Below are 25,803 nucleotides of genomic sequence, written 5' to 3'. Positions count from 1 at the left end.
GGATGACCGGGCCGCGCTATGCCGAGTTGCAGGTGACCTCGCCCTTCTCCTTCCTGCGTGGTGCCTCCTTGGCAAAAGAATTCTTCGCCACCGCCACCCTCATGGGCATCGAAGCTTTGGCGGTCACCGACCGCAACACGCTCTCGGGCATCGTCCGGGCCTGGGAGGCCGCCAAGGTCACCGGGGTGCGGCTGGTGGTGGGCTGCCGGTTAGATCTCGCCTGCGGCATGGCGCTGCTGGTCTATCCCCTGGACCGGGCAGGCTATGGCCGCCTCTGCCGCTTGCTCACCTTGGGCAAGTCCCGCGCCGGCAAGGGCAGGTGCCACCTCGACTGGATGGATGTGGTCGACCATGCCGAGGGCCTCATCGCGGTGCTGGTGCCGGATCTCGCCGATGATACCTGCGCTCTGCGTCTGCGCCGGCTGCGCGATGTCTTCGGTGACCGCGCCTACTTGGCCCTGACCCTGCGCCGCCGCCCCAATGATCAGTTGCGGCTGCATGAGCTGTCCACGATGGCTGCGCAGCTGCGGGTGCCGACTGTCGTCACGAATGACGTGCTCTATCACGAGCCGTCCCGGCGCATCCTGCAGGACGTGGTCACCGCTATCCGGCACAATGTGACTGTCGAAGCCCTGGGCTTTCGCCGTGAGCGCCATGCTGACCGGTATCTGAAGCCGCCCGCCGAGATGCAGCGGCTGTTCTCGCGCTACCCGGAGGCCCTGGCCCGGACGCGGGAGATCGTGGAGCGGTGCCGCTTCTCTCTGGATGAGCTGCGCTACCAGTATCCCGAGGAGCGGGACAATCCGAACCTCACCCCGCAAGAGACCCTGGAACGACTAACCTGGGAGGGTGCGGCCTCCTGCTATCCCGAAGGCGTGCCGGAGGAGGTGAAGGCGTCACTGGCCCATGAGCTGCGCCTCGTTAGCAAGTTGAATTACGCCCCCTACTTCCTGACGGTTCATTCCATCGTCCGCTTTGCCCGTTCGCGCAGCATCTTGTGCCAGGGCCGGGGCTCGGCCGCGAACTCCGCCGTCTGCTATGTGCTGGGCATCACCGCCATCGATCCGGGCCGCAATGACCTGCTCTTCGAGCGGTTTGTGTCCGAAGAACGCCATGAGCCGCCCGACATCGACGTCGACTTCGAGCACGAGCGCCGCGAGGAGGTGATCCAGTGGGTCTATCAGACCTACGGCCGCGACCGGGCCGCGCTTTGCGCTACGGTGATCCGCTACCGCGCCAAGGGCGCGCTTCGGGACGTCGGCAAGGCCATGGGCCTGCCCGAGGACCTGATCCAGACCATCTCCAGCCAGATCTGGGCTTGGTCCGAAGAAGGGGTGAGCGACGCACAGATCAGGGAGCTGAACCTCGACCCGTCTGATCGCCGCCTGCGGCTGACGCTGGAGCTGGCCCGGCAGCTCATGGGCTTTCCACGCCACCTGTCGCAGCATCCAGGCGGGTTTGTGCTGACCCAAGACAGGCTGGACGATCTTGTGCCCATCGAGCCTGCCGCCATGGAGGACCGGCAGATCATCGAATGGGACAAGGACGATATCGACGCGCTGCGCTTCATGAAAGTCGATGTGCTGGCCTTGGGCATGCTCACTTGCATGGCCAAGGGGCTGGCACTGATCGCCGAGCACAAGGACATCCGTTACGATCTCGCCACGATCCCGCCCGAGGACCCGCGCACCTATGCGATGATCAGGAAGGCCGACACACTCGGCACCTTCCAGATCGAGTCACGCGCGCAGATGGCCATGCTGCCCCGTATGAAGCCGCGCACCTACTATGATCTCGTGGTGCAGGTGGCGATCGTGCGGCCTGGTCCCATCCAGGGCGACATGGTTCATCCCTATCTGCGCCGCCGCGAGGGTCTGGAGCCGGTGGAGTATCCCACCCCCGAACTCGAGAAGGTGCTCGGAAAGACGCTGGGCGTGCCCCTCTTCCAGGAGCAGGCCATGCGGGTGGCCATCGAATGCGCAGGCTTCACCCCCGGGGAGGCCGACATGTTGCGGAAGTCCATGGCGACCTTCAAGTTCACCGGCGGGGTGAGTGCGTTCAAGGACAAGCTTGTCTCCGGCATGGTGGCACGCGACTATGACCTCGACTTTGCCGAGCGCACCTTCCGCCAGCTCGAGGGCTTTGGCTCCTACGGCTTTCCCGAAAGCCATGCCGCTTCGTTCGCGCTCGTGGCCTATGCCTCGGCCTGGCTGAAGTGCTGGCACCCCGATGCCTTTTGTGCCGCACTCCTGAACAGCCAGCCGATGGGTTTCTATGCCACCGCGCAGATCGTGAGGGACGCGCAGGACCACGGCGTCGAGGTCAGGCCCATCTGCGTCAACGCCTCCCGCTGGGATTGCATGCTGGAGCCGACGGGACGACCCGGCGACGAGGGCAAGCGCTTTGCTGTCCGGCTCGGGCTGAGGATGATCAAGAGGCTGGCCAACGCCCATGCTGCGGCGGTTGTCGCGGCCCGGGCCGATCAGCCCTTTGCCTCAGTGGAGGATCTCTGGCGCCGGGTGCGCGTGCCGATCGCCAGCCTCACCCGCATTGCCGAGGCGGACGGGTTCAGGCCATCGCTTGGGCTCGCCCGCAGGGAGGCGCTCTGGGCCATCAAGGGGCTCGGGCCAGAGGAGCTGCCCCTCTTTGCTGCGGCACGGGAGGCGGCGGAGCAATTGAGGCAGGAGGAGGCTGAGGCAGATGCGAACCTGGAAGAGGAAGCCTTAGGGCAGTTGAATGACGATGCGGAAGGGAAAGCGGAGGAACCCGCGGTTACACTCCGGTCGATGACCCTCGGCCGAGAGGTCGTCGAGGACTACGGCCATACCGGCCTCAGCCTACGCCGGCACCCGGTCTCGTTCCTGCGCGAGACGCTGACGGAGCGGAAGGTTATCACCTGCGCAGAAGCCATGGCCAGCGAGGAACCCGCGGTTACACTCCGGTCGATGACCCTCGGCCGAGAGGTCGTCGAGGACTACGGCCATACCGGCCTCAGCCTACGCCGGCACCCGGTCTCGTTCCTGCGCGAGACGCTGACGGAGCGGAAGGTTATCACCTGCGCAGAAGCCATGGCCAGCCGCGACCGCCGCTGGTGCGCGACCGCGGGCCTGGTGCTGGTCCGGCAGCGGCCCGGATCCGCCAAGGGCGTCATGTTCATCACGCTCGAGGACGAAACCGGCGTCGCCAACCTGGTGGTCTGGCCCAAGGTCTTCGAGACGCACCCGCGGATCGTGCTCGGGGCGGGCATGGTCGGCGTCCATGGCCGCATCCAGCGAGAGGGCGAGGTGGTGCATTTCGTGGCGCATCGGATCGAGGATCTGTCGCGGGAGCTGGCGAGTGTAGGGGCGCGAGGAGCGACGTTTCCGCTGCAGCAGGGGCGCGGGGATGAAGCGCGGCATGGGGTTGCAGGCGGTGATGCGCGGGAAGCGGGGCCTGCTGGGCCGCCAGCGCGGGAGATCTATATCAAAGATCTGCACCTCGATGCAATCCGAGTGAAGGGGCGGGATTTTCAGTGATCTGCAGGAGAACCGCAAGAAGCAAAGGCCAATAGAGCGTTCTGGCTTGCCCCATGCTGCGCCGCATCTCGAATGCTCAAGCAATGACGCTGCAAGTTCATTTGGCCACAGCGAACGGCTTTCAGACCATCCAAAACAGTTGCGCCAAGACCCTTTATCGCTGACCGTGATCAATATGCACTGAAGCGTTTTCGGAGGTGAAAGTGTCAGTTCGATCTCTTGTGGTCGCGGCCACGATCATGGCGGGATCTTGCATCGGCTTTCCAGCGCACGCCGCCACAACCGGATATACCAGCTTCTGGGTCCTTGGCGACAGCCTTACCGATCCGGGAAATCTTTACGGCCTGAGCAGCGGTGTCGTACCTGCACCCCCTTATGCTCAGCGCTTTTCGGATGGCCCGGTCTGGGCGGAGTATGTCGCTGACGACTTCCAGGACGCCAACCTGCCGGTCGGGAACTTTGCCTATGGATTTGCTCGGGCCATTCCCAACGTTGATCCGTTTCCCTGGCAGGTGCCGGATCTTCCGCAGCAGATCGACATGTTTGAGGCGCAGTCAGATGGACAGCTGGGCGACCGCCCTCTCGCGGCCCTCTGGTTTGGCGCCAACGATCTCTTTGCCTCGATCGAAGAGCAACTGCTCAGCGGCGCTCCGAACCCGGCAGCCGTGATCGGCACAGCCGTCAATGCGGCCATTGCTGTGGGAGAGGGGATCCGGGACATCGCAGAAGCAGGCGTCAGGGATTTCCTGGTCTTCAACCTTCCGCCGCTCGAACTGACGCCGCGCTTCGCGCTTCCAAGCCCTGTCGGCATTCCCGCCGCGGCACCTCTTGCTGAACTTGGGGCAGACACGTTCAACGCGTCACTGAAGGCGATCCTTGACGGCCTGGACGATGATCTGAACGTGTCGCTGCTGGACATGGACAGCATATTCACGCAGGCCGTCGCCAACCCAGGCCTCTTCGGCCTGAGCGATGCGACCAACCCTTGCTACATCCCCGGACTGCCGCTGGGAACTGTCTGTTCGGCCGATGAGGCAGCCAGCAAACTGTTCTTCGATCTCGTGCATCCAACAACGGCGGCGCATCGGCAGATTGCGGACATTGTGGAAGACCGGATTTCCATTGCTCCAGTTCCTGTTCCAGCGTCTTTCGGCTTTCTGGTTGCAGCAATGGGTCTGCTCGGGCTTGGTTCGCGCCACCGGCGCTGAGCAAGCGTCCTACAGGCATAATATTCCATAACAACTCATATTGCATTTTCCCGGAGTGTCCGTCGTCGAATGATTTGGAACAGGCGGCCTGATGTTGGTCTGGAGGGCTTTGGCTCTGTGGGTTGAGGTTATGCTGCGTGGCGCTGATGGTTCAAGCGCCGGTTCTGGATGGTCAGTTGTTCAGGCCAGTTTTTTCCGGCGGCGAAGAGCGGCCAAGCCACCCATGCCTGCCAGCAGCAGGGCTGCCGAAGCAGGGAGCGGGACGGGGGCGACATCCGGAACGTCAACAACGATATCGTCAACCCGGGCGTTTCCGGTGTTGGTCAGGAAGGACAGCGAGGTGATGTTCTGGAAGAGCGCATTTCCAGAAACATCGATGACCTGGCCGCCATCGTTGAAACCATAGACCGACTCCAGAAGGGTCAACGTACCGTTGCTGGTGGTTACGATCAGATCGTCCATGTTGCCCAGGAGCTGGAACCAGAACGATGATACCGAGAAAGTCTCCCCGGCTTCGATCGCTAGGGTCGCAGGACCTTGGGAGTTCACTCCAAGGCAGGGAGCGCCTGACATGCTGCCGGCGCACCGGCCATTGACGATCCCTGGGCTGTCCGGATCCAGCGTCAACGGCGCGGAAACTGGACTGTTGAAGTCAAGGGTGACAGTGGCAGCTTGGGTTTCGGGTGCGCTGAACAACGCGAAGGCCGATACAACTGAAGCTGCAAGAGCAGTTTTGATACTAGGCACAGAAGCCTCCTAATTAGTAGACGCGCTTCTTCCTTATGTACCCGCTGCCGCAGTGCGGCAAAGCATATTGAACAATCACCCGCATTTTGCAATCTGAGCGATAGTAAATAGATATAGGATATCCTGCAAAAATACTTAATTGCATTAAGTGCAATAATCCCAAGGTAAATTTCAGAGAATCAAATGAGATTTGACAAGGGCTTTTTTGAACAATCACCCGCATTTTGCAATCTGAGCGATAGTAAATAGATATAGGATATCCTGCAAAAATACTTAATTGCATTAAGTGCAATAATCCCAAGGTAAATTTCAGAGAATCAAATGAGATTTGACAAGGGCTTTTCTGAAATGCATGCACTTATAACATCTCAGTTCACTCTGCTATTCAACAACCTCTAGATGAACCCCCTTCCTCCTCATCTCGGCCCATAACCCCCAACCGGTTCGGAGCCGCGCCTGACGGTAGAGCGGCAGCAAGGTCTGTCCTCTTCACCCCCTGCCGTTCAACCTCCGGCTGCTAAGCAGCTGATAAGAAGAAAGAGGCATCGTCAGCCCAAAGGATCGACCCACTGAGCAGGCCAACCGAGGGGGGCAGGGAAGGTGCGCAGGTCCGGCCGGAAAACCGGATTGATAAGGTCTATCTTTTCCACCTTAATAAACCTGAATATTCAGGATGCGAAATATGGTGTTGGGCAAACAGCCGATACTGACAGCGGACCTTTATCCTAATGGCGAGATTGGATGGCTCTGGCTCACCGAGCCAGGAGAGCGGCCGCGACGTGTGAGGGACATGGCCACCTGCCTCAAGAAAGTGGACACATTTATCCTCTCTGGGGCATCCAAGCCCCAGATTAGAGCCTGGCTGATGCATCGGATAAACTCAACCTCCGGCTGCTGATCGGCTGATCAGGTTTTATGACACGGCGGCGGGGAGGAGGGGCAGCCGGGTTGTGGGAGACAAGGGGCGCAGACGGGTCAGACAGAGCCTTGAGAATTGGCAAAATTGCAACTACATTTATACCATGACACTGCGCTTTGCCTGGGACGAGATCAAGAACCGCTCCAACCAGCGAAAGCATGACGGGATTGCCTTCGAGATGGCCGTGCAGGTGTTCCGCGACCCCTTCCGCCTCACCCGGCAAGACCGGATTGAGAACGGCGAAGAACGCTGGCAGACCCTTGGCGTGGTGCATGGCGTCACCGTGCTTCTGGTCGCCCATACCATCACCGAGGATGACGTCGAGGGCGACGCTGTCGAGGTCATCCGCATCATCTCGGCCCGGCGCGCCACGCCGAGGGAAAGGAAGCGCTATGAGCAGGAAACCCGTTAGCCACACCTTTGACACGCTGCCGCCTCTGACCGAAAAACAGCGCCGGCACTTGGAGGCCTTGACCTCCCAGCCGGACGACACCATCAATCTCAGCGACCTGCCCGAACTGACCGAGGCGCAGTTGGCCGAGATGCAGCCCGCCGCGCACTACCGCCCGGTCAAGAAGCAGATCACTGCCCGGGTAGACGCGGACGTGCTGGCCTGGCTGAAGTCGCAGGGCAAGGGCTACCAGAGCCGGTTAAATGCCATCCTGCGACGTGAGATGCTGGAACAGCGTCAAGCTCAGGCCAAGGCATCGCATCGCTGACTGCCAGATCAGTTCTCCAGCAGCGCTGCCAACACGTTGAACAGGTTTGGAGCCTTGCCGCAGTGGAAGTGTCCGGCTGGCTTTTACTATATAAAAGGCCTGCATTGTGCAGGCCTCTTCTGTCTCACCAAGTCGGATGGGTGCTGAGCTTGCCCTTGGCAGGGGGAGACGGCCTAGGCGGCGCTCTTCCTGATAAACAGCAACCTTGGTCAGGGTCTTCAGCTCATCGAGCGCACTCTTAGGGGAATTCACAAAGCGGAGAGTGGAAATGACTTGCCACCCATGGCAAGCGATCGGACAATGGCTTTACAGGGGGTGGTGCCATGCCGATGATAAGCGTTTCCAAGGCTGCCAAGCTTTATGATGTATCACGTCCCACTCTGCAAAAAGCTCTTAAAGATGGCACAATATCTGGGCAAAAAGTAAAGGCAGGAGGGTCGGAAAGCTGGCAAATTGACACTGCAGAGCTTGCCCGCCTTTACCAGCTTAGGGATGGAAAACCTAGCAACGGAATTGACGGGCTCGGACAGTGGCTTGACGTGGAAAAACAAAGCCATTCTGGCGACTTGCCAGGGGAGCTTGTCAAAGAGGTGGAAACCCTGAAAGCGGCTTTGGCCCAGATGAAGGAGGATCTAGATCAGGAACGGGAGGGGAGGGTGCGTGCAGAAGCCGTCCGAGATGAACGAGGGCGAATTATCGACGAAATGATGAAGGCTCTGCCGCGTCCCACAGAGCAGTTGGGAGAGCCTGAAAAGCGAGGCTTCTGGTCACGTTTTCTGGGTCATTAGTCTTCGCGGCGAGTGGCGGGGAGATCCGGCTCCATCCGTCAAAGAAAGGCTGCGACACAGGCGGCAGGCCGTCACCAGATGGGAGCTGCACTTCACTAGGGAATTGATCGGGCAAGCGATGTAGTTCGGGACCAGAGAGCGTATGCTCTGATTGGTCATCAGCATCTGCGATAATCTCGGCAGAAAATCTGGATAAGCGCAGGTTGTCTCGCTTGTCTGCCCATGCAACCCGATCATTCAGGACATAGGCACACTCCCGACCCGCGCCTATCTTAACTACCTGAACCCAATTTCCTTCTGAAAGGTCTTCAACCGCCCGACGAACGGTTCGGTCTGACACCCCAAGCGCTTTTGCAATAGTCTTCTGCGGGATAACCACCGCGTTGTGGTATCCTACATTCGCGGTCAGATAGTGCAAAACAGCAGATGCGGCAGGGCGCTTGATTGAAAATTTCGCCCATGCCTCATGCGTAGCACGGTCAGTCTGGGTAAATGTCCCACGTAACGGCGGGCGTCCAATGTCCGAGGGTGCGGAAATATCTGTCACGATATGTGACAGACCCCGGACACCGGTGGCCCTGGCTGGCAAATCCGCATCGACGAGACGCTGCGCAAGGCCGCCGGCCTCGATCGCTGACCAGTCACAGGCCAGGGCAGAGGATCGCGGTCCGGTTGTCAGGCCTAGCCAGGATATTCAGGTCATCGGCGCCAAGGCCACCAGGAACGGGGAGGAGAAGGTGGCACGGGGTCTGCAGGATTAGCTTCTATAGGGCGAGAGCGCTGATCAGTCAGGATAGCTGCTAGTTTGCGCCTCTCCTCTCCTTCCCGGTCTAACCTGGTCCGTAAGTCAACGATCTGATCGGCACGATCAGCTAAAAGCTGGTCTTGGCTCCGGACCCGCTCACGCAAGACTGCAAGTTCTTCCTGCAAGGCCTTAGTAGTACCGGATTCTTGCTCTTCCACAGGTATTGCGTCTTGTTGCATTTCGGAACTTTGCAACACTTGCGCAAAGGCAGGAAAAACGCGGTGCAGTTCGGAGGGCTCAATCCTCCAAGCCCCTGAAGCATCCTTTGAGGCAGAGATTTTTCCTGATTTTATTGCCCTCGTGATGGTGGCAATGTTCTTGCCTGTGGCCTTTGCAGCCTCTCCAGCAGTGTATTGCATTACCCCTTGCGTCCCTTTGCTTTGCCTCTTGCTGCAAGTGTTGCGCTGTAAGGGGTTTAATCCAAGTCCTCTTCTTGGTTTGTGGCTGGCAGATCAGGCTCCATGCCACTCAAGAATGGCTGCGATGGTGGAGGAAGGCCGTCACCAGAAGGCAGCTGTCCCTCATCATGGAACAAGCTGGGTAGACGACGCAGAGGCTCCTGATTTCCCAGTTCAGCCGCATCTGGTTGTTCAGCATCCGAAATGACAACTGCTGCACTGAAGAGACTATAGCGGATACCGTCCCGCTTTCCGCTCCAGGCGACACGGTCATTGATGATGTGAGCATTGACAGTGCCATTCTCGCCAATCTGCCGGATCTCGATCCACCGATCTGCAACTAGAACATCTACTGCGCGCTGAACGGTGCGTCGGCTGCATTTCATTAAGTCTGACAAAGTCTTCTGGCTGACTACAACTGCGTTATGCTCACCAACGCGAGCGGTTAAGATATGCATAAGCTGAGCTGCTTTAGGGGCTTTTTGAATTAACCCTGCCCAAGCCTCATGCGCGGCCCGTTCTGTCTGAACCCAATTACCAGGAGCCTTCTTCTTTGGAAGCTCAGTCATCATCTCATGTCCAAAATCGCTAATTATGGCGCAGGGGTGCGCCATCCTTGTCCAATTTTTTGACAAAGATGACAATTCAATGAGACCCTATCAAGTCAAAAAATTGGACAAGGATGGCAAGAAGATTGCCATAAATGACGCACCCCTACGACATGAGCTATGACGCACCCCTACGACATGAGCTATGGCGCACCCCCCCATAAAAAACAATTATTTTTCAGATACTTATTTTTTCGCCTTCTTATGATCTTAGGAAGGCGAAAAAATCCACAGTCCGGGCGCGCTTGCGCGCCGGGGGGGAGCGCCCGCCAGGAAGCTGGCGAGCCCCCGCCGAAAGGACGGGCTGTGGAGTTTTTGGCATCGGCCGGGAGGCCCCCTGGAAGGAGGACGAGCGGTCGATCGGACACGCAAGGGTGTTACACCAAGCTGCACCGGATGGGGTGGATCAGGCAAGGAGGGGAAGGATGAAGGAGGTCACGCCATGACAAAGCTTGCTGAGCTGAAACAGCGGCTGATGGATAATCCAGAAGTCCGCAAAGAATATGCCAAGGTCGATGCAGAGTTTGCCCTAATCGAAGCGATGATTACTGCACGGCGGGAGGCAAAATTGACGCAAGCCGAACTGGCTGAGAAAATCGGTACAACCCAATCGGCCATAGACAGACTGGAGGGCGGTCGAGTCTCCCCGTCGATTTCCACCTTGCGGCGCTATGCCGAAGCCACAGGTCACCAACTCCAGGTTGGGTTCGTCTAGCTATGACGGCAGAACAGTTTGCCCGTGCCCGGAACATGACAGCGCTTGCCCAGAAGGTCGGCATGATCCCCACAAGGGCATCAGCTCCAGATCGGGTTCGTTCAGGGGGGATTTTCCAGCCGAGCGACGAGAACTCGTAAACCACAACACAAAGGCCGCTCGGCTGATGGGGTGGTTATGCCGGAAGCTGACGCATCCAACAACTTGTCCAAATGTACAACCATGAGTTGAGTTGCCTGTAAAGCTTAACCTCTACTGCGAGCCTGTCATGCGTTTTTGAAACTGGTCCTCGCTGAGGCGTTCAATCCCGAACTGTTCCAGTGCTTCCATGACAATCTCGGATGGGGTCTTTCCTGCCTCCCCGGCTGCGATGTCCAAACCACGGCGAACATCATCGGGCAGGGTGATGGGAGGTGACGAGCTTTGCATATGGGGGTTTCTCCAGGGTTGGATGCCAAACAGACCCTAGCGCGCCCAAGTTCCGATCAGATCAGATGCGTCAAAGCTGTCGGCTTGTGGCCGGTGCCAAGGTCGATGCAGAGTTTGCCCTAATGGAGGCGAAGCTGACGCAAGCCGAGCTGGCTGAGAAAGTCGGCACACCCCAAGTGGTGACTTCCGGGGAAAGCAGCCACAAAAAGACTCTTATCACCCTTCGGTTGTTTCACTTTTACATATAACAACTTTAAGAAATTCAGTTACTTACATGGAACTTCATGTATGAAAATTGGTTGTAGGCCTGTTACAAAGTCCCTGTTTATTGGTTTCATGGTCCCGAGTGACAGTTTCTCCAGTATGCCCCGCTAGCAAGCGGGGCAGTCTGAGGCACAAGGATATGCGGAGAGGGTTCTTTTACTCTGCAGCTGACCGCTCCAGCCAGAACACGCAGGCCTTGTCTCCGGTGTTGTGGAACATGGTTTCCCCGCCTGCCCATTTGCAGAAAGTGCTTGGGCTTTGACCGAACTTGCGGGCATCGGCGCGGCCTTGCAGCAGGAACATGGCTAGGAGGCCCAGAGCAAAGCCTGTGAGGACCGCAGAGGTCAACCACACCCAGAACCCGCCAAACCACCTCCAGGCCTCTCTGCGGGCTTCTCCGGCGGCCTTACGAAGGTCTCCTGCCGCCTTGACGCTTTCGAGATGCGCCTCGCGGATGGCCTCCTTGGCGCCTTCCGAGGCCGCATAGACGGTATGCTGGCGCAGATCGAGGGCAGCGGTGGCCAAGCTCTGTTCGATGCGGCTCTGGACGGCGGGGCCGACCTTGGCCATGCGGTCGAGGCCCTGGGCCACCACGGCATTGAGCTTTTCCGCCTCCTTGCGGTCTAGGCTGGTGCGCTGCAGCTGGTCGATCTGGCGGCGGATCAGGGTGATCTCGTCGGCCAGGATCTCGAAAGGGTCCTTGACGCTCACGGCTCACCCGCCCCAGCGCTTTGCGCCTTGGCATCGAGTTCGGCCAGCAATCCCACGAGTTCCTTCTGATCAACCTCGCGGATGACGGTCTTGCGCAGGGTGGCGGCCATCCAGCGGGCGATCTTCGGATCCTTCAAGGCTTCCGTCGTGAGCACAGAACCGACAATGATCTTGCGGCGGGTCTCAGACGCCTTTGCCCTGGTCCTGAGGCGGTTCAGCCGGGCCTGGGTGTCAACGTCGGTGCAAAACCCGGCCACGCGGCGGCGTAAAACCAGGCCAGGTGGCGGTGGCCTGCGCCATGGCGCGCGCGCTTACCATAGAGCTGGCGCGTGCCATGGCGCATTGGCCCAACTGACCATCCAGAACCGGCGCTTGAACCATCAGCGCCACGCAGCATAACCTCAACCCACAGAGCCAAAGCCCTCCAGACCAACATCAGGCCGCCTGTTCCAAATCATTCGACGACGGACAGACGCAAAAGCCGCTCTCAGGGCTGTGGAACGTCACTCGTTCGACCAGGCCTGCCAGCACCTCTGTTGGACTCTTAGTCTCTTGAGGCATCACAGGCACCAACCACACTCCTTGCCAAACAACAGTGCGACGTTACCCTTCCCGAGCATAGTGCCACCCGCATCGTGTTGGCTTTGTCGCAGAAGTGCTGGCGCGGTCCATTCGAAACTCTCCAGCGGCGTCGGCCATGTGCAAGCAGATATATGCCAGCCAGATCATGAACCAAGTTCTGAAGTGTAGCTGTCGAACGGCCGAGAAAGCAAAGTGCCACCCTTCGGGCGTCACCTGTGCTTAAATCACCACCTGCGGCAGGGTAGCCCCGCTCATTCGAAACTCTCCAGCGGCGTCGGCCATGTGCAAGCAGATATATGCCAGCCAGATCATGAACCAAGTTCTGAAGTGTAGCTGTCGAACGGCCGAGAAAGCAAAGTGCCACCCTTCGGGCGTCACCTGTGCTTAAATCACCACCTGCGGCAGGGTAGCCCCGCTGCCTGGAATGCTGCCTCATACTCCAAGGGATGATCAGGGAGGAAACCGTTATGACCATCGCCAAGAACACCGTCTGCCTGTGGTACGACAAGGAGGCCGAGGAGGCCGCGAACTTCTACGCCTCCGTCTTTCCAGACAGCCGCGTGGAGGCAATCAACCGCGCGCCCGACGACTATCCGTCTGGCAAGAAGGGAGATGTGCTGACTGTCCAGTTCACGGTGGCGGGGATCCCGTGCATCGGCCTGAACGGCGGGCCAGTCTTCAAGCCGGACGAGGCTTTCTCGTTTCAGATCGCCACTGATGATCAGGAAGAGACCGACCGCTACTGGAACGCCATCGTCGGCAACGGCGGCAGCGAAAGCGCATGCGGCTGGTGCAAGGACCGCTGGGGCCTGTCCTGGCAGATCACGCCCCGCACGCTGACGGAGGCGATGATGGCCGGCGGGGACGAGGCGCGGCGCGCCTTTGCGGCCATGATGACCATGCGCAAGATCGATGTGGCGGCAATCGACGCGGCTCGGCGAGGGTGAACACCACGCGCTCGACCGGGAGCTCCTGACCTCCAGCTGCGCTCAATGCCCGCCTATCCTATGCCGCGCCCGGCCGAGGCTGCATAAAGGTCCTGGCGAAACCGCAGCGATGATCAGGCTTCCGCGATCTGCACACCAACCTTGACCATCCTGCCAGCACTGAAGGGAGGCATCACAACCACGATCACCCCTCCAAAATCCGGTCCAGATTTGGAGCTCAGACGTTTCCCATAGGGTAGCTTCCCGACTGACAACGTTGTCAGGCGTGTTCCTGTTGAACGGCCACAGGCCATACCATTGAAGCTGCCCGCGGCTGGAGTGCTGCAATCGTCGTCATCCCGCCAAGGGACTGGGCAAGTAGTGCCTGCTCATGAAGCGCTGGAAGACTGCCAGGGAATGTATTCGGCAGGCCTCCCGCCATCGCTTGCGCGGGAAACGCACGCGGTTGGCGCATTAAGCTTGCATATGCTGCATAGCAGCAATCCCAAAGGATCCGTTGTGCAGTCGCATTGTTAGCGCCATCTTTGGTCCATCGAGAGAGCGCAAGGCCAATCCGGGCAGGGCGCAAACGCAAGAACAAAGATACTGATAAGGAATACACCATGGCTGCTGTCGCCCACGCCCATAACGCCGCTGCCACCGATGGCTTCGCAGGCCGTTTGATGGCTGCGATCCAGCGCATGCAGGAAAACCGCGCCCGCCGTGTGATCTATCGCCAGACGGTGCGCGAACTGAATGCACTAACCAACCGCGATCTGGCTGATCTGGGCATCAGCCGTTCGATGATCACCCGCCTGGCCCATGAAGCGGCCTGGGGCGCAAAGTAAGAACACGTTTTCCCGCCCCTCCTCCTCCCCATGGGGCCGGGACTGGTGGCATTCTTCTGCCAGAGGATGCCGCCGCCATATAGCCGCTCTGTTCCGCGGCACCCAATGCGACGGACCCCTCCTCCTCCCATGGTCCGTTCGTTGGCGGCAATGGCCTCTCCTCCTCCTAGGCCTTGCCGCACCCATACGCGGCCCCTCCCTCCTCCCGGGGCCAGCGTTCCGCGGCGGCGCCCCTCCTCCTCCCTGGGCGTCGCCGCTTTTTCATGTCGAACAATGGAAATGGAGCATCGCCTCCGAAGCGGTCGAGACGCCGGTAGTCCGCTGAGCGGGATGGTCTTATCCTCAGCAAGGGATCGGTCTTGTCCGGCTACCCCTTAGGACAGCTTCACTGCGAGCCCACACAGTGGGATAGCCTTGCTGCTCTTCTCTCCCCGGCTTCTGGATGAATGCGAACGGAACCGGAACATCTGATGCGTGTTACATTGCGGCATCCTGTAGAAGGCAATTCCCTATGGCCGATGAAAACCCGAAATCCCATCCCACCGACAATGCCGAGAAAGATCCCGATACCTGGGTCAGCGGCGAAGATCCCATGACCGGTGCGCAGGCGTCCTATCTCAAGACGCTGAGCGAGCAGGCCGACGATCCCGACGCCTTTGACGAAACCATCAGCAAGGCAGAGGCCTCGAAGCGCATCGATGCGCTGAAAGCCAAGGTGGGGCTTAACTAAGAGCGCCTCGTTGACCGAGGAGGCCGAACTACGTCCTCAAGGTCTGCAGCTTGAGCGACAGCGGTTCTGTAAGACGCCGGGGCTCCAACTTTCTTGGCGCTCGGTACATCCCCTTCCGGAAGGCATCACCCGACAAGTTCCTGGTGCAGATCGGGCCGAGCTGGCCCAGAGGCGAGGCTGACCGCTTCGGTGGCCGAACGGGGCGCCCAAAGCCAGCACCTTGCTCTCAGAAGCTGTAGCCAACCCTTATTCCGACGCCCCAGGCGTGGCTGCCTTTTATCTCGGCGCGGGCTGTGTCGGGCGTGCCGGTCTCGGGCCGAGCATTCCCCAGCTTGATGTAACTGACCCCTGTGGTGATCTTGATCCTGTCTCGGGTGTAGATTGCCGCGAGGCTGACGCCCTTTTGACCGTTGACCGGTGCCAGCGGTGAGACAAGGTCATTGCCGGATTTCTCATAGGTAAAGCTTGCCGCGCCAGACCAATTGTCGGTGAACTTGCGGCCAACGCCGATGGTGAACGTGGTGGTGTCGTTGAGGTCCACCAGGCCGCTCCCGGTCACCTGAAGGAGCTTTTCTGGGTCCACCCGAAAGCCTGACCAATCCACCCAGCGGATCGAACCAAAGACAAGGGTATTTGGATCGATGCCGGTCTGAAACTCGAGGTTCCAGGATTTCGGCGTCTTGACCGTCAGCGTCGAGCGCCCATCCAGAATGGACCTGCACCAGTTCTGTTCCGGTCAGGTGCTCATGTTAGGCGGCCCTCTGTTCGAAGGCTACGGGTGATTTCCAGCCCAAGGCTGAGTGTTTGCGGCGCGGGTTGTAGAAGCCGTTGATGTATTCGAAGAGGGCGATCTCGACCTCTCGTCGAGTGACCCAGTCGCGGCGCCATACCAGTTCGGCCTTCAGCGATTTGAAGAAGCTCTCAACGGCCGAATTATCGTAGCAGTTGCCCTTGCCACTCATCGATACTTTGAACCCATGACTGTGCAGGATCTTCTGGTAGTCGTGAGCGCAGTATTGCGAGCCGCGGTCTGTGTGGTGAATGCAGCTCGGTGGCGGACGGCGCAACGCGATCGCCATGTTCAGCGCCCTGATCGCCAGCTCCTGTTTCAGGCGATTGCTGATGGCCCAGCCAATGACGCGCCTTGAGAACAGGTCGATGATGACCGCCAGATAGACCCAGCCTTCCCTCGTCCAGACATAGGTGATGTCGCCGGCCCACTTCTGGTTCGGCCCGCTCGCCGAAAAGTCCTGCTGCAGGAGGTTCGGTGCGATGTTGAAGACGTGATCGCTGTCCGTGGTGCGCTTGAACTTGCGGCTGCGGACGACCCGGATACCGTTCTGACGCATCAAACGGCCGACGCGACGCTGGCCGACCCGCAAGCCCAGCTCGTTCAGTTCCACGGTCATGCGGGGCCTGCCATAGCTGCCCAGGCTTAGGCGGTGCTGGTCGCGGATATGGGCCAGGATCACCATGTCGCGCCGCTGTCGCTGCGATGGCGGCCGGTGCCGCCAGGCTCGCAGCCCACGATCCGTTACGCCCATCAAGCGGCACAGCCGACTGCGCGAAAGGCTGCCGCGATAGCTGGCAATGAACTGGAACCTCACGGCTTTTGAGCCGCGAAGAATTGAGCTGCCTTTTTTAGCACCTCCCTCTCCTCCCGAAGTATCCGGTTTTCTGTGCGCAGCCGTTCATTCTCGCGAAGAAGATCAGCATCCCGTTCGGGAACTCGGGCCTCTTCGGAAATCGCCCGGATCCATTTTCCGATCGTCGAAAGTCCCACTCCAAGATCCGACGCAACTTGGCGCCGTGTCAGACCGCTGGTGAGCGCGATGCGAACCGCATCTCGCTTGAACTCGTCGCTGTGTGTCGCTGCCATATCCAGTCTCCTTCTTGGCGACCATTGCTCTCAGAAGACCGGAACGAAACCGGAGCAGGTCCAGAAGCGGCAAGGCTGGTGCGGGGCCTGGTCCATCGGGATCCACAAGGGGACCGCTCTCGGTGATGTCGAAGTCATGCTCGATCACCGCATTATAGGTCAAGGACACACGCGCGGCGATGTCAGGTCTTTCCCAAGACACCCCGGCGAGCCACCCGTAAGCGGTATCCCTGTCCACATCGACACGGTACCCGTTTACGGGACCGAAAGACGCGCCGCCCAACGTCACGCTTCCGTCGGTGCGTGCACCGCGGAGACCCGCGTGAACACCGAAGCCGCTCTCTGGAACCGCAAAGCGAATGATGCCGGTCAGGTCGGTGTTGTTGATGACCACTCCGGTTCCACCAAGATTGATGGAGCCGCTGGTAGGATAAGCGAGATCGGCTCCGAATGGCTGGTCCAGGATGATGGCTGCTGACCAGGCATCATTGAACTGGTGCTTATAGGCAAAGCCGAAGCTGTTGTAGGAGGACGCAATATCGCCCGTGCGTTCACCGCCGGGGTAGGGGCCCAGCGGAAGATCTGCTCCTGTGATGCTGGGCGAGACATGGCCATAGCTCAGTTCGAGATAGTTGCCTGGCTCAAAAAGCGGACCGAGAAACTGGTTGCTCCGCTCAACCCCGCCTGCGTGGACGATTGTGCTGCACAGGAGCCAGACGGCTGTGCCGACATATGCGGTCTTCATGAAAGCCTCGTTTCAAAGCTCGGTCATCAACACGTCAATGTTGGGCGAATGCCGCTGGGAAACGTTAGCACAGGGAGAGCGGTCCAGAGATATGGAATGTCGCGCTGCTCCGCACGTGTTGTCAGTTTAAGACAACGCAGCAACCAAGATATCTCCAGATCAAAGGCCTACCCCGGATTGACAGTTTCGGGCAGAATGGAACAAAACAGGAACAATGCTGTTTCTTCCGCGCTGCCCTGGAGCCATTCTCGTCATGCCTGCCCGGTCCTTCAACCCCGCCATTGCCGCCCTGCGCGAGCAGATCGCGCAGATGGAGGGTGATGGCGGGCCGTCGCGTGGTGCGCTGCCCTTCGGTGTCGATGAGCTGGACCGCCGCCTGCCCGGGGGTGGGTTGGCGTTGGGCTGCCTGCACGAAGTCGCAGGAGGAGGCAATGGCGCAGTGGACGGTGCGGCGGCCTCCTGCTTTGTGGCCGGGATCGCGGCCCGCCTGCCAGGACAAGTGCTCTGGTGCGTGACGCAGGCGGACCTCTTCGCTCCCGGCCTTGAGCAGGCGGGCCTTGGCCCGGATCGGGTGATCTATGTCGAGGCGGGTGACGACGTCTCGGTGCTGGCCTGCATGGAGGAAGGGCTGCGCCATGGCGGGCTCGGTGCGGTGGTGGCCGATGTCGCGCGGCTCTCGATGACGGCCTCGCGGCGGCTGCACCTTGCGGCCAAGGGATCAGGCACCACGGGCATTGCACTTCGCCGCTGGCGGCGCCAGCAGGACGCCTATGACTTCGGCCAGCCTACCGCAGCGATGACCCGCTGGCGGGTGTCAGTGCTGCCCTCGACACCCCTGCCTGTTCCGGGTGTCGGCCGTGCCCGCTGGCTCATCGAGCTGATCCGGGCGCGGGCGGGAGAAAGTCTCGATCTTGAACTGGAGGCATGCGATGGCACGGGTCATCTCGGTCACCCTGCCGCTCTGGCCCATCGATTGGCTGCGGCGGCAGGCGCCTGAGGCGGCTCCCTCGTCTGAGGCGCCGCTGGTCCTGGCCGGCCGGGCGGGCCGCCGGCGGCTGATCACTGCGGCGGGTGAGGTGGCGCTGTTGCTCGGCCTGCACGTCCGTATGATGGTCAGCAAGGCGCAGGGCTGGTGCCGGGGCTGCAAGTGCTGCTTGCTGATCCAGCGGCAGATGCGGGTTCGCTCGGGCGTCTGGCACCCTGCGTTCTGCATCGGATTTTGCCCATCGTGGCGGTCGATCCGCCGAATGGCTGGTAATCAACTCCACCGGCACGAGGACGAGCCCGTCGGCGGGGGTCGCTCTACAACGCCATCATGTTCCAATAGCGCTTCAATCCGCGCGCGTCTCTGAAGCTTGCAAGGCTATGCCAAATTACCAAAATTGAGGCTCCTCCCGAGCCTCTCGGACAAACAAAAAGGGCGGCCAAGCCGCCCCTTCTCAATCGTGGATCTGCAGATCACGTCGTAGCATCGCCTGCTGCGGCATCATTGGCCGCGGCGGGCGTGTCACGCGTCGCGTTTCAGGTGTTTTTCTGAGTGTCCAAGGCAACGTCCTTGCCTGCGGTCAGCATCAGGTCGACGGTTTCTATCTGAACCTTCTTCGCCACTTCGGCATATGCGGCCATGTGCTCAGCAGCCAGTTCGGCCGATCGCGACGCAAAATCGCTTACTGTCTTGGTATAATCAGAAGGCTCGTCCTTGTGGGCAGCCAGTTCACCCATGCAAGTCATCGAGTCCTTGGCCCAGCGAGCCGAAATCTCGGTCGAGCGCTCGGCAGCGGCCAGTGCCACGCGGGCCAGCTTTTCGCCCAACACACTTTGCGACTTCATGGCGTCCTGGATCGACGACGTGTTGATCGGAAAGTTCGCCATCATGTCCTGCATCGTTTTCGTAAAATCGGGGGTATTTGCCATCTCGCTCACTCCTGGTGCTGCAGCGATTGAGAGACTGAGGAACGTATCGCCGCGTCCATCTCACGCCACCCATATGAATGCTGCAGTGCGGCATTTCAAGATACTTATGGGGCGGCCTTTCTGCTCGCTCGCTTTCATGTTGGAAAATCCCTTGCTGAAAATCCTCGCGCCCTCCCTGCTGCCGCAGAAAGGGAAAAGGTGGACGACTTTTACGCCGCCCGCAGCAGCTCCATGCCGCCGCTTCCGTGGACTAGTTTCTCACCGCCGTTCTCAGCCAGGTGCGCAAAAGCGGGACCTTCGCCTGGCTCTTCGCCTTCTCAGCTAGCACCGGCAGAATGTGGAGATGCAGATCAACGCCCTTGTCGAGCCAGCCCCTCAGGGTTTTCAGATCGTCAGAGAGGCCTTGCATGTTCTCTGCAGTGGCCCACGGACCGAGAGCGTCAAAGCACGCGGTCAGAGCTTTCTCCAATTGAGCGGTAGTAGTGTTGTTTAGATTATCTTTGTTCTGGTCGGACGTTTTTTCCGCTCCCCCCGGAAACTTTGTCTGGGCCTGGGCACGCAGGAGGGTTGAAATGCGGCGGGTTTCGTCGGTTTCTTGAATGGCAAGCTTGAGGGTCCGGTGGCCGGACGTTTTGATCAGTTCTCGATCAGGCCAGCCGATCAAAACAACAACATCGGTAAGCTGAGCACCGTACTTACCCACCCGACCAACGCGGCGGATGAGTTTGCGATTTTCCAGGACTTTGAGAAGATCGCGAATCCTACGATCGGAGCAGCCTACTTCGAAGGCCAGCCTCTTCTGACTGCACCAACTGACTCCCCACTTGTCCGAGTGAAGGGCCAAGACATCGAGAAGCTTCTTCTGGGTGGAGCGAAGCATTGGAACAGTGTAGGCCCACTCGGATGCCGACGGGTTCGCGGCCGTTGTGCGTTTTGGCCGCTCCTCCACCGGCATCTGCACGATCGGCTTTTGCGGGTCTTGATCCTCCTCGGCGACGTGGTCATTCCAGACTGCCAGCATCGTGCTGTTGGCAGCATTATCCGTTGTAGAAGGTGGGCACGGCGCTAGAACAGCCATCACAGAGCCCTCGGCGTGCGGCCATCGAGCCAAGCCTGCACCTCGCTACGCTTCCAGCCGATCGCACGCGCGCCGAGGCGAACCGGCGCAGGAAAGCGACCATCGGCAACGGCTCTATAGAGCCAACTACGTCCCATCCCTATGGTCGCAGTGACCCGGTTCATGCGAAGTATCTCTTCAGACATTGCCGTTCCTTTGGGGCTATTAGTGTCTCTGAAGAGCTTTTGTCGGGTCACCCGAGGGTCGTGGTGGGTTAAATTTCACATCGAATTAAACACCACAAACTGTGGTGATAGGGAGTTTTCTTGTTCACGACTTAGCCCAGCAGTACGACAAGGTGCCGCCGGGACATTGAGAATGTTCTGGGATGGTCAGAGCTACTCTCTGCGCCCGGTGCGCGGCTACTCAGTAGGGTGGCAAAGTTCACTGACCAGGGCAGCATGCAGCTGCTTGCAATGGGTCAGTTCCATGCGAGGTGCCTAGGATCCACGTATTTACGTCGTGTCTTCCAAATTCCTTCGACCTCCCCGTAGGTTGCCGTCCTGAACCCCTCTTTTTGAAGGGCTTCCGCTACGATGTCGCAAGCGCTGTCTTCATGGTACTTGCCTGGCTTCGTGGTCCCGCTCCGTTGTGCCCGGATATCATAAACACGGCAGATATCTGCGACCGATACAGCGACAACAGTTCGATAGAGGATGCTGAAGGCCTGGCGGCCCCTCTTTTGCCGCGGTCGTTTTAGCTTGTAAGACAGCACCCCCTGAAGGAATTCCTGAAGTGGCCTTGGGGTCGGCTCTTCAGAGTTCTGCTGCCCTGCTCCTAGCCAGCAAAGCCCGTCAAAAGATGCTGTGCACGTAGAAGCTTGATCGATAATTCTCTTCAGCTGTTCAAGATCGAAGTCCCCAGAGGGACCTATGACCGACTGGACAGCTTCATAGGCCCGTTCCATATGCTCTTCATCAGGTGAGAGAGTCAGTTTTGGTTTCCAGGACGAAATGTAGCGCCTCGCAAACGCCAGAGCTTCCTGTCGCTTCTCGCTGGTCAACTTCTCTGACATGATGGCCTCTTAACCTGAATCGTCATTGACGTACAAAAACGATGACGTTGTGTGAAATTGGTGTCACCGTCACATAGCCGGTTCGCTTTGATCCTTGATAGTCTTGGACATAACAGCGCGCAGTGCTCTCTGAAAGTGAAGGATGGCGGCGGCGATGACGCAAGCTCTATGGGTTCGGAGATGGGGCAAACGCTGAAAAGTCGCGTAAGTAGACGCTTTGGTTGCGGCAGAAATTCGGCGGCCAAAGTACTACGCTTTGTGTAGCTTCCTCATCGGAAATCGCGCATCTTCACCCTGATCGCGTCAAGATGCAGATCCCGGATATAGATCTCGCGCACCTTTGGCTCGACGGGCGCCGCCTCCGGCACATCGCCCACTGCCTTTCATGCCCCCCTCATCCCCGCGCCCTTGCGTCAGCGGAAACGCCGCCCCTCGTGCCCCGACACAGGCTAGCTCCGGGAAAGATCCTCCATCCGGTGCACCACAAAATGCACCATCTCGCCTTCCCGCTGAACGCGCCCTTGCACAGCGATCATGCTGGCACCGAGCACGATCTGCCTGTGCGCCTCGAAGACCTTGGCGGTGACCACATCCTGCAGGATGCGGCGGGAGGGTTCGTGATAGAGCACGTCGTTGGTCACCACCGTCGGCACGCGCAGCTGCGCGGCCATGGTCGACAGCTCATGCAGCCGCAGCTGGTCATTGGGGCGGCGACGCAGGGTGAGAGCCAGATAGGTCCGATCGCCGAAGACATCGCGCAACCGGCGCAGGCGCAAGGCGCAGGTGTCATCCGCAACGTCGGGCACCAGCACCGCGATCAGGCCCTCGGCATGCTCCACGCATCCGCCCAGTCGAGGTGGCACTTGCCCTTGCCGGCACGGGACTTGCCGAGGGTCAGCAATCGGCAGAGCCGGCCATACCCCGCCCGGTCCATGGGATAGACCAGCAGCGCCATGCCGCAGGCGAGATCGAGCCTGCAGCCGACCACCAGCCGCATCCCGGTCGCCTTGGCGGCCTCCCAGGCCCGGACGATGCCGGAGAGCGAGTTGCGGTCGGTCACGGCCAGGGCGTCGATGCCCATCATCGCCGCCGTGGCAAACAACTCCTCGGCCGAGGAGGCCCCGCGCAGGAAGGAGAAGGGCGAGGTCACTTGTAGATCGGCATAGTGCGGGCTGGTCATGGCAGGGCGCCCTTGTCCGACGTCGCATTCATCCGAACACCCCGTGCAGGAACCAGCGATGGCTGCCTGTCTCGCTGTTCTCGCCGTCGCCGGCCCTGAACACCCAGTAGCGTTCTCCCGCCTCATCCTCGATGCGGAAGTAGTCCCGCACGGCGATCAGTTCAGCATCGCGCTTCCACCACTCGCCGAAGACCCGTTCAGGCCCATCGGCGCGGGCCACCTTGCGGCGGATGCCCCGCCAGGCGATCCAGACCGGCGGATGATCGGGCAGAAGGGCCATCGTCTCGATCGGCTCCGGACGAGGCAGCAGGCGCGTGGGACGGGGCCAGTGGTCTGGCCAACCTGCGCCCAGGGCATCGGCCAAGGGAGCAATGCGGGTGAGGGAGCGTTCCGGCACGTCGCTGGCAACAGGGGCCATGCGGTAGACACTCCGCGCACCGACGCGGTTCGCCAGCACATCGATAAGGCCAGAAAGATCGAGGGCAGGCTCTTCCAACAAGCTGCTCGCCATCTGCCGGGCTTCCAGCGGCTCGGTCATCACCGCCGTCAGCGACAGGATCTCGATGCCGAAGCCGGGCGCGATGGTCTCGATCTTCTCGCAAAGAAGCCGGGTCAGTCGCTTTGGGTCGCGCTGCGGGCGGGCCAAGCCCACGCGCACGGTCTGGACATGGGCATCTACCCGCCAGCAGAGGAGATCGAGCCGCCGGGCACCCAGGCCCCGTTCCTCGAGCGCCGCGCAGAGCTGGATCACCAGCTTGCCGATGTAGCGCACGATGGTCTCGGCGGCAGCGATCGGCTCGGCAAAGCTGCGGCGCACCTCGACAAGCTCCGACGGGCGCAGTGGCTCGATCGGCTCGGAGGCGTGGCCGAGAGCCTGATCCAGCCTGCGGCACAGCTCGGGACCGAAGCGCCGGGCCAGCGGCGCGCGGGGCTGACCGAGGAGATCGCCGATGCAGGCAAAGCCCAGGGTGCGCAGGCTGGCCAGTGTGGCTGACGGCAGCCGCAGGGCCGAAAGAGGCAAAGGAGCCAGCAACGCCTCGGCAGTGTCTGTTTCGGCGAGATGCACAGGATCCGCGACATGTCGTGCCAAGGCGTGGGCGGCGCCCCAGCTGTCGGCGATGGCTGCGCGTGCGGTCACGCCAGACATGACCAGCCGGCCAATCAACGCCTCCAGCATGGCTGCCTCACCGCCATGGAGATGATCGGCACCGGTGGAGTCGATGACCAACCCGTCCGGCGGATCGACCGCCACGATCGGCGAGACCCGCTGCAGCACCCAGAACGCCAGCCGCTCCAGGGAGGCCGCATCAGCGTGTGGATCATGGGACAGCACCTGAAGCCCCGGGACCAGGGCCTGCGCCTTGCTGACCGGCATGCCGACGGAAAGGCCCAGCTCCTGCGCTATCCCACAGGCCGCTGTCACCAGCCGACGGTTGCCGACCCGACCCGCCAGGACCAGCGGCGCCTCAGGCGAAGGCGCTGCCTCGCCCCCCTGCCGCCTGAGCCGGTCGATCGGCCAGAGCGGCAGGAAGACCGAGATGACCCGTGCCATCGCACCCCTCCAGTTCCAGATCGAAGCTTTCTCTCGCCCGCGCCCGGATCAGCTCGACGAGCCAGCGAGAACGACCTAAACCCGGCACGGGCAGCGGGCCCGAGGGCAAGACCGACACCCGCCAGCGGGTCATCGCCGCCGTGGGTTGGCCGAAGTCATAAGCGTCCTGCTGCCGGCGCCAGCGTCTGAGCGCGATGCCTGTCGTGCCCGAGCCCTTCGCGGCAAGATGCAGCCGGCGCGAGGCTGTCATCGACAGACGCGCGACATCAGCGATCACCGCCCCCAGGCCGCCGTGGCGCAGGCCTTCCTCCATGCAGGCCAGCACCGAGACATCATCGCCGGCCTCGACATAGATCACCCGATCCGGCCCAAGACCTGCCTGCCCGAGACCGGGCGCGAACAAGTCCGCCTGCGTCACGCACCAGAGCACCTGTCCCGGCATCCGCGCGACAATGCCGGCCGCAAAGCAGGAGGCGGCTGCCCCATCCACCGCACCGTTGCCGCCACCCGCTACCTCATGCAGGCAGCCAAGCGCCAGACCGCCTCCGGGCAACCGGCGATCCAGCTCAGGCAAGCCGAAGGGCAGCACGCCGCGTGTCGGCCCGCCGTCTCCTTCCATCCGCGCGATCTGCTCGCGCAAGGCGGCAATGGCAGGGTTGAAGGACCGGGCAGGCATGAGGGAGACAGCTCCGATGCAGGTAAGAACGAACAGATTGTGTTCCTGTTTTGTTCCGTAAGAGCCCGAGGTGTCAACACGATCGGCAGAATGATCGGGGGATATCTTCGCGACCTTGCCGCGTTATGCTGCGGCTGGGGTCCAACCAGCCCAGGCCTATGCCAGCCGCTACCGCTGCAAACGACTCGCGCTCGTCTACCCGTCCTCCAGGTGGTACGCGCTAGGAAAGATCACCGAGTTCGTGCTCATGACCGGAGAGCGGCCGATACTGGAGGTCGTCGCGGTCGATGTTCGAGAACTTGCGTCTGGCAGCGGCATCCCTCGAGGCCTTGAGACACTATTTCCCACTGACAGCTACAGAAGTCGTGAGCGTTCACTGTGATCGTCCGCATGCGAACGGCCTTGACCGAAAGGGATGACCAAACTGGTTTAGGAACCATGCGTAGCGAAGCGAGAGGCCGACCAGCGCGGAGACCACCGGCACAGATCGCTCCCGATGCTTTCGTCTTATCTGTCCAAAACAAGTCGAATCCAACGTAAGTTTCAGTGCACCTCCACTGGTCATCGATCCGGGTGACGCCCAGCGCCGTGATCGGAGGGGACATGTCCGCGGCGTTGGCGCTCGGTAACGCCCTCAGCGTGCCGCTGTTCGCCATGGCCGAACTGCTGCCCGCGATCGAGGCGCTGATGGTGCGGGCTGCGAACGCCGGCATCGCCGCATCGGTCCGGAGTGATGGCCAGCCTCGCATTCCGCAGCGCTGTCTATCCGCTTTTGTCGAAGCAGACCCTCAGGTGACGATCTTCCAGGACGAG

General features: G+C 60.6%; 25 protein-coding genes and 1 pseudogene. 11 read left to right on the top strand and 15 right to left on the bottom strand.

The annotated features are described in order from the left end of the window. The first annotated feature begins 2 nt into the window (after positions 1 to 2). Positions 3 to 3,515, top strand: coding sequence for an error-prone DNA polymerase (locus Q5701_RS21520; protein ID WP_306752978.1), 3,513 nt, complete (start codon positions 3 to 5; stop codon positions 3,513 to 3,515). A gap of 203 nt (positions 3,516 to 3,718) precedes the next feature. Beyond that, positions 3,719 to 4,723, top strand: coding sequence for an SGNH/GDSL hydrolase family protein (locus tag Q5701_RS21515; RefSeq protein ID WP_306752977.1), 1,005 nt, complete (start codon positions 3,719 to 3,721; stop codon positions 4,721 to 4,723). A gap of 180 nt (positions 4,724 to 4,903) precedes the next feature. Here Q5701_RS21515 and Q5701_RS21510 read toward each other — a convergent pair whose 3' ends face one another. Next, on the bottom strand, positions 4,904 to 5,419 hold the full coding sequence (locus tag Q5701_RS21510) for a VPLPA-CTERM sorting domain-containing protein (protein ID WP_306752976.1): 516 nt from the start codon (positions 5,417 to 5,419) through the stop codon (positions 4,904 to 4,906). 1,073 nt (positions 5,420 to 6,492) lie between these two features. Between Q5701_RS21510 and Q5701_RS21505 the strand changes: the two genes are divergently transcribed. The 3 genes from Q5701_RS21505 to Q5701_RS21495 all read left to right on the top strand — a co-directional run bounded on the left by Q5701_RS21505 (position 6,493) and on the right by Q5701_RS21495 (position 7,896). Next, positions 6,493 to 6,801 carry a BrnT family toxin gene (locus Q5701_RS21505; protein ID WP_306752975.1) on the top strand — a complete coding sequence of 103 codons (309 nt, stop codon included), beginning with the start codon at positions 6,493 to 6,495 and terminating at the stop codon, positions 6,799 to 6,801. Next, positions 6,782 to 7,108, top strand: a complete 327-nt coding sequence (locus tag Q5701_RS21500; protein ID WP_306752974.1) for a BrnA antitoxin family protein — start codon at positions 6,782 to 6,784, stop codon at positions 7,106 to 7,108. Before Q5701_RS21505 ends, Q5701_RS21500 begins: the two co-directional genes overlap by 20 nt. Positions 7,109 to 7,431: 323 nt before the next feature. Beyond that, entirely contained in the window at positions 7,432 to 7,896 is a 465-nt protein-coding gene (locus Q5701_RS21495; RefSeq protein ID WP_306752973.1) for a helix-turn-helix domain-containing protein, read from the top strand. On the opposite strand, the gene Q5701_RS23015 is transcribed toward Q5701_RS21495, so the two are convergent. Both Q5701_RS23015 and Q5701_RS21490 read right to left on the bottom strand, forming a co-directional pair. Then, positions 7,802 to 8,443, bottom strand: coding sequence for a helix-turn-helix transcriptional regulator (locus Q5701_RS23015; protein ID WP_373568585.1), 642 nt, complete (start codon positions 8,441 to 8,443; stop codon positions 7,802 to 7,804). The two genes, Q5701_RS21495 and Q5701_RS23015, sit on opposite strands and share 95 nt — an antisense overlap. Before the next feature lie 673 nt (positions 8,444 to 9,116). Continuing rightward, on the bottom strand, positions 9,117 to 9,671 hold the full coding sequence (locus Q5701_RS21490) for a helix-turn-helix domain-containing protein (protein WP_306752972.1): 555 nt from the start codon (positions 9,669 to 9,671) through the stop codon (positions 9,117 to 9,119). A 478-nt stretch (positions 9,672 to 10,149) separates the two neighbouring features. Between Q5701_RS21490 and Q5701_RS21485 the strand changes: the two genes are divergently transcribed. Then, positions 10,150 to 10,422: a helix-turn-helix domain-containing protein gene (locus Q5701_RS21485; protein ID WP_306752971.1), complete on the top strand. Its 273-nt coding sequence runs from the start codon at positions 10,150 to 10,152 to the stop codon at positions 10,420 to 10,422. 252 nt (positions 10,423 to 10,674) lie between these two features. Here Q5701_RS21485 and Q5701_RS21480 read toward each other — a convergent pair whose 3' ends face one another. Then, positions 10,675 to 10,851, bottom strand: a complete 177-nt coding sequence (locus tag Q5701_RS21480) for a ribbon-helix-helix domain-containing protein (RefSeq protein ID WP_306752970.1) — start codon at positions 10,849 to 10,851, stop codon at positions 10,675 to 10,677. Between the two features lie 420 nt (positions 10,852 to 11,271). Beyond that, positions 11,272 to 11,826, bottom strand: a complete 555-nt coding sequence (locus tag Q5701_RS21475; RefSeq protein ID WP_306752969.1) for a hypothetical protein — start codon at positions 11,824 to 11,826, stop codon at positions 11,272 to 11,274. Between the two features lie 1,049 nt (positions 11,827 to 12,875). Between Q5701_RS21475 and Q5701_RS21470 the strand changes: the two genes are divergently transcribed. The 3 genes from Q5701_RS21470 (at position 12,876) to Q5701_RS21460 (ending at position 14,912) form a co-directional block, all read left to right on the top strand. After that, a complete protein-coding gene (locus Q5701_RS21470) occupies positions 12,876 to 13,355 on the top strand; it encodes a VOC family protein (protein WP_306752968.1) in 480 nt (159 codons plus the stop codon). Positions 13,356 to 13,957: 602 nt separating this feature from the next. Next, the gene (locus Q5701_RS21465) at positions 13,958 to 14,182 is read left to right on the top strand and encodes a DUF1127 domain-containing protein (RefSeq protein WP_306752967.1); all 225 of its coding nucleotides are present in this window, start codon (positions 13,958 to 13,960) and stop codon (positions 14,180 to 14,182) included. Between the two features lie 511 nt (positions 14,183 to 14,693). Then, on the top strand, positions 14,694 to 14,912 hold the full coding sequence (locus tag Q5701_RS21460) for a DUF3072 domain-containing protein (protein ID WP_306752671.1): 219 nt from the start codon (positions 14,694 to 14,696) through the stop codon (positions 14,910 to 14,912). A gap of 226 nt (positions 14,913 to 15,138) precedes the next feature. Here Q5701_RS21460 and Q5701_RS21455 read toward each other — a convergent pair whose 3' ends face one another. Continuing rightward, complete coding sequence (locus Q5701_RS21455) at positions 15,139 to 15,495, bottom strand: hypothetical protein (RefSeq protein WP_306752966.1); 357 nt, start codon at positions 15,493 to 15,495, stop codon at positions 15,139 to 15,141. A 166-nt stretch (positions 15,496 to 15,661) separates the two neighbouring features. Continuing rightward, positions 15,662 to 16,791 (bottom strand): IS3 family transposase gene (locus tag Q5701_RS21450; RefSeq protein ID WP_306752965.1). Its coding sequence is split into 2 segments (ribosomal slippage): positions 15,662 to 16,557 and positions 16,557 to 16,791, totalling 1,131 coding nucleotides; the frame shifts between segments, so codons are not numbered across the junction. Between the two features lie 959 nt (positions 16,792 to 17,750). On the opposite strand from Q5701_RS21450, the gene Q5701_RS21445 reads away from it, so the two are divergent. Continuing rightward, positions 17,751 to 18,533 (top strand): ImuA family protein, encoded by a 783-nt coding sequence (locus tag Q5701_RS21445; protein WP_306752964.1) that lies wholly within the window; start codon positions 17,751 to 17,753, stop codon positions 18,531 to 18,533. 524 nt (positions 18,534 to 19,057) lie between these two features. On the opposite strand, the gene Q5701_RS21440 is transcribed toward Q5701_RS21445, so the two are convergent. The 8 genes from Q5701_RS21440 to Q5701_RS21405 form a co-directional block, all read right to left on the bottom strand. Beyond that, positions 19,058 to 19,450 carry a Phasin gene (locus Q5701_RS21440; protein ID WP_306752963.1) on the bottom strand — a complete coding sequence of 131 codons (393 nt, stop codon included), beginning with the start codon at positions 19,448 to 19,450 and terminating at the stop codon, positions 19,058 to 19,060. A gap of 250 nt (positions 19,451 to 19,700) precedes the next feature. Then, a complete protein-coding gene (locus Q5701_RS21435) occupies positions 19,701 to 20,471 on the bottom strand; it encodes a helix-turn-helix domain-containing protein (protein ID WP_306752962.1) in 771 nt (256 codons plus the stop codon). Positions 20,472 to 20,527: 56 nt separating this feature from the next. Further along, the gene (locus tag Q5701_RS21430) at positions 20,528 to 20,692 is read right to left on the bottom strand and encodes a helix-turn-helix transcriptional regulator (protein ID WP_306755466.1); all 165 of its coding nucleotides are present in this window, start codon (positions 20,690 to 20,692) and stop codon (positions 20,528 to 20,530) included. Between the two features lie 296 nt (positions 20,693 to 20,988). Further along, a complete protein-coding gene (locus tag Q5701_RS21425) occupies positions 20,989 to 21,582 on the bottom strand; it encodes a hypothetical protein (RefSeq protein WP_306752961.1) in 594 nt (197 codons plus the stop codon). A gap of 449 nt (positions 21,583 to 22,031) precedes the next feature. Further along, entirely contained in the window at positions 22,032 to 22,421 is a 390-nt protein-coding gene (locus Q5701_RS21420) for a PHP domain-containing protein (RefSeq protein WP_306752960.1), read from the bottom strand. Beyond that, a complete protein-coding gene (locus tag Q5701_RS21415; RefSeq protein ID WP_306752959.1) occupies positions 22,400 to 22,762 on the bottom strand; it encodes a PHP domain-containing protein in 363 nt (120 codons plus the stop codon). Before Q5701_RS21415 ends, Q5701_RS21420 begins: the two co-directional genes overlap by 22 nt. A 28-nt stretch (positions 22,763 to 22,790) precedes the next feature. Continuing rightward, positions 22,791 to 24,314 carry a Y-family DNA polymerase gene (locus Q5701_RS21410; protein ID WP_306752958.1) on the bottom strand — a complete coding sequence of 508 codons (1,524 nt, stop codon included), beginning with the start codon at positions 24,312 to 24,314 and terminating at the stop codon, positions 22,791 to 22,793. Continuing rightward, a complete protein-coding gene (locus Q5701_RS21405; protein ID WP_306752957.1) occupies positions 24,229 to 24,990 on the bottom strand; it encodes an ImuA family protein in 762 nt (253 codons plus the stop codon). The genes Q5701_RS21410 and Q5701_RS21405 overlap by 86 nt, the downstream gene beginning before the upstream one ends. Before the next feature lie 546 nt (positions 24,991 to 25,536). On the opposite strand from Q5701_RS21405, the pseudogene Q5701_RS23125 reads away from it, so the two are divergent. Beyond that, positions 25,537 to 25,698: pseudogene (locus Q5701_RS23125) on the top strand (DUF7697 family protein); the annotation flags it as partial. Positions 25,699 to 25,803 lie beyond the last annotated feature (105 nt).

Origin of the sequence: Paracoccus actinidiae, assembly GCF_030863885.1 — a bacterium.
Lineage (GTDB): Bacteria > Pseudomonadota > Alphaproteobacteria > Rhodobacterales > Rhodobacteraceae > Paracoccus > Paracoccus everestensis.
The sequence above is the reverse complement of the archived record's forward strand: the minus strand, read 5'-3'. Positions and strand labels throughout refer to the sequence as shown.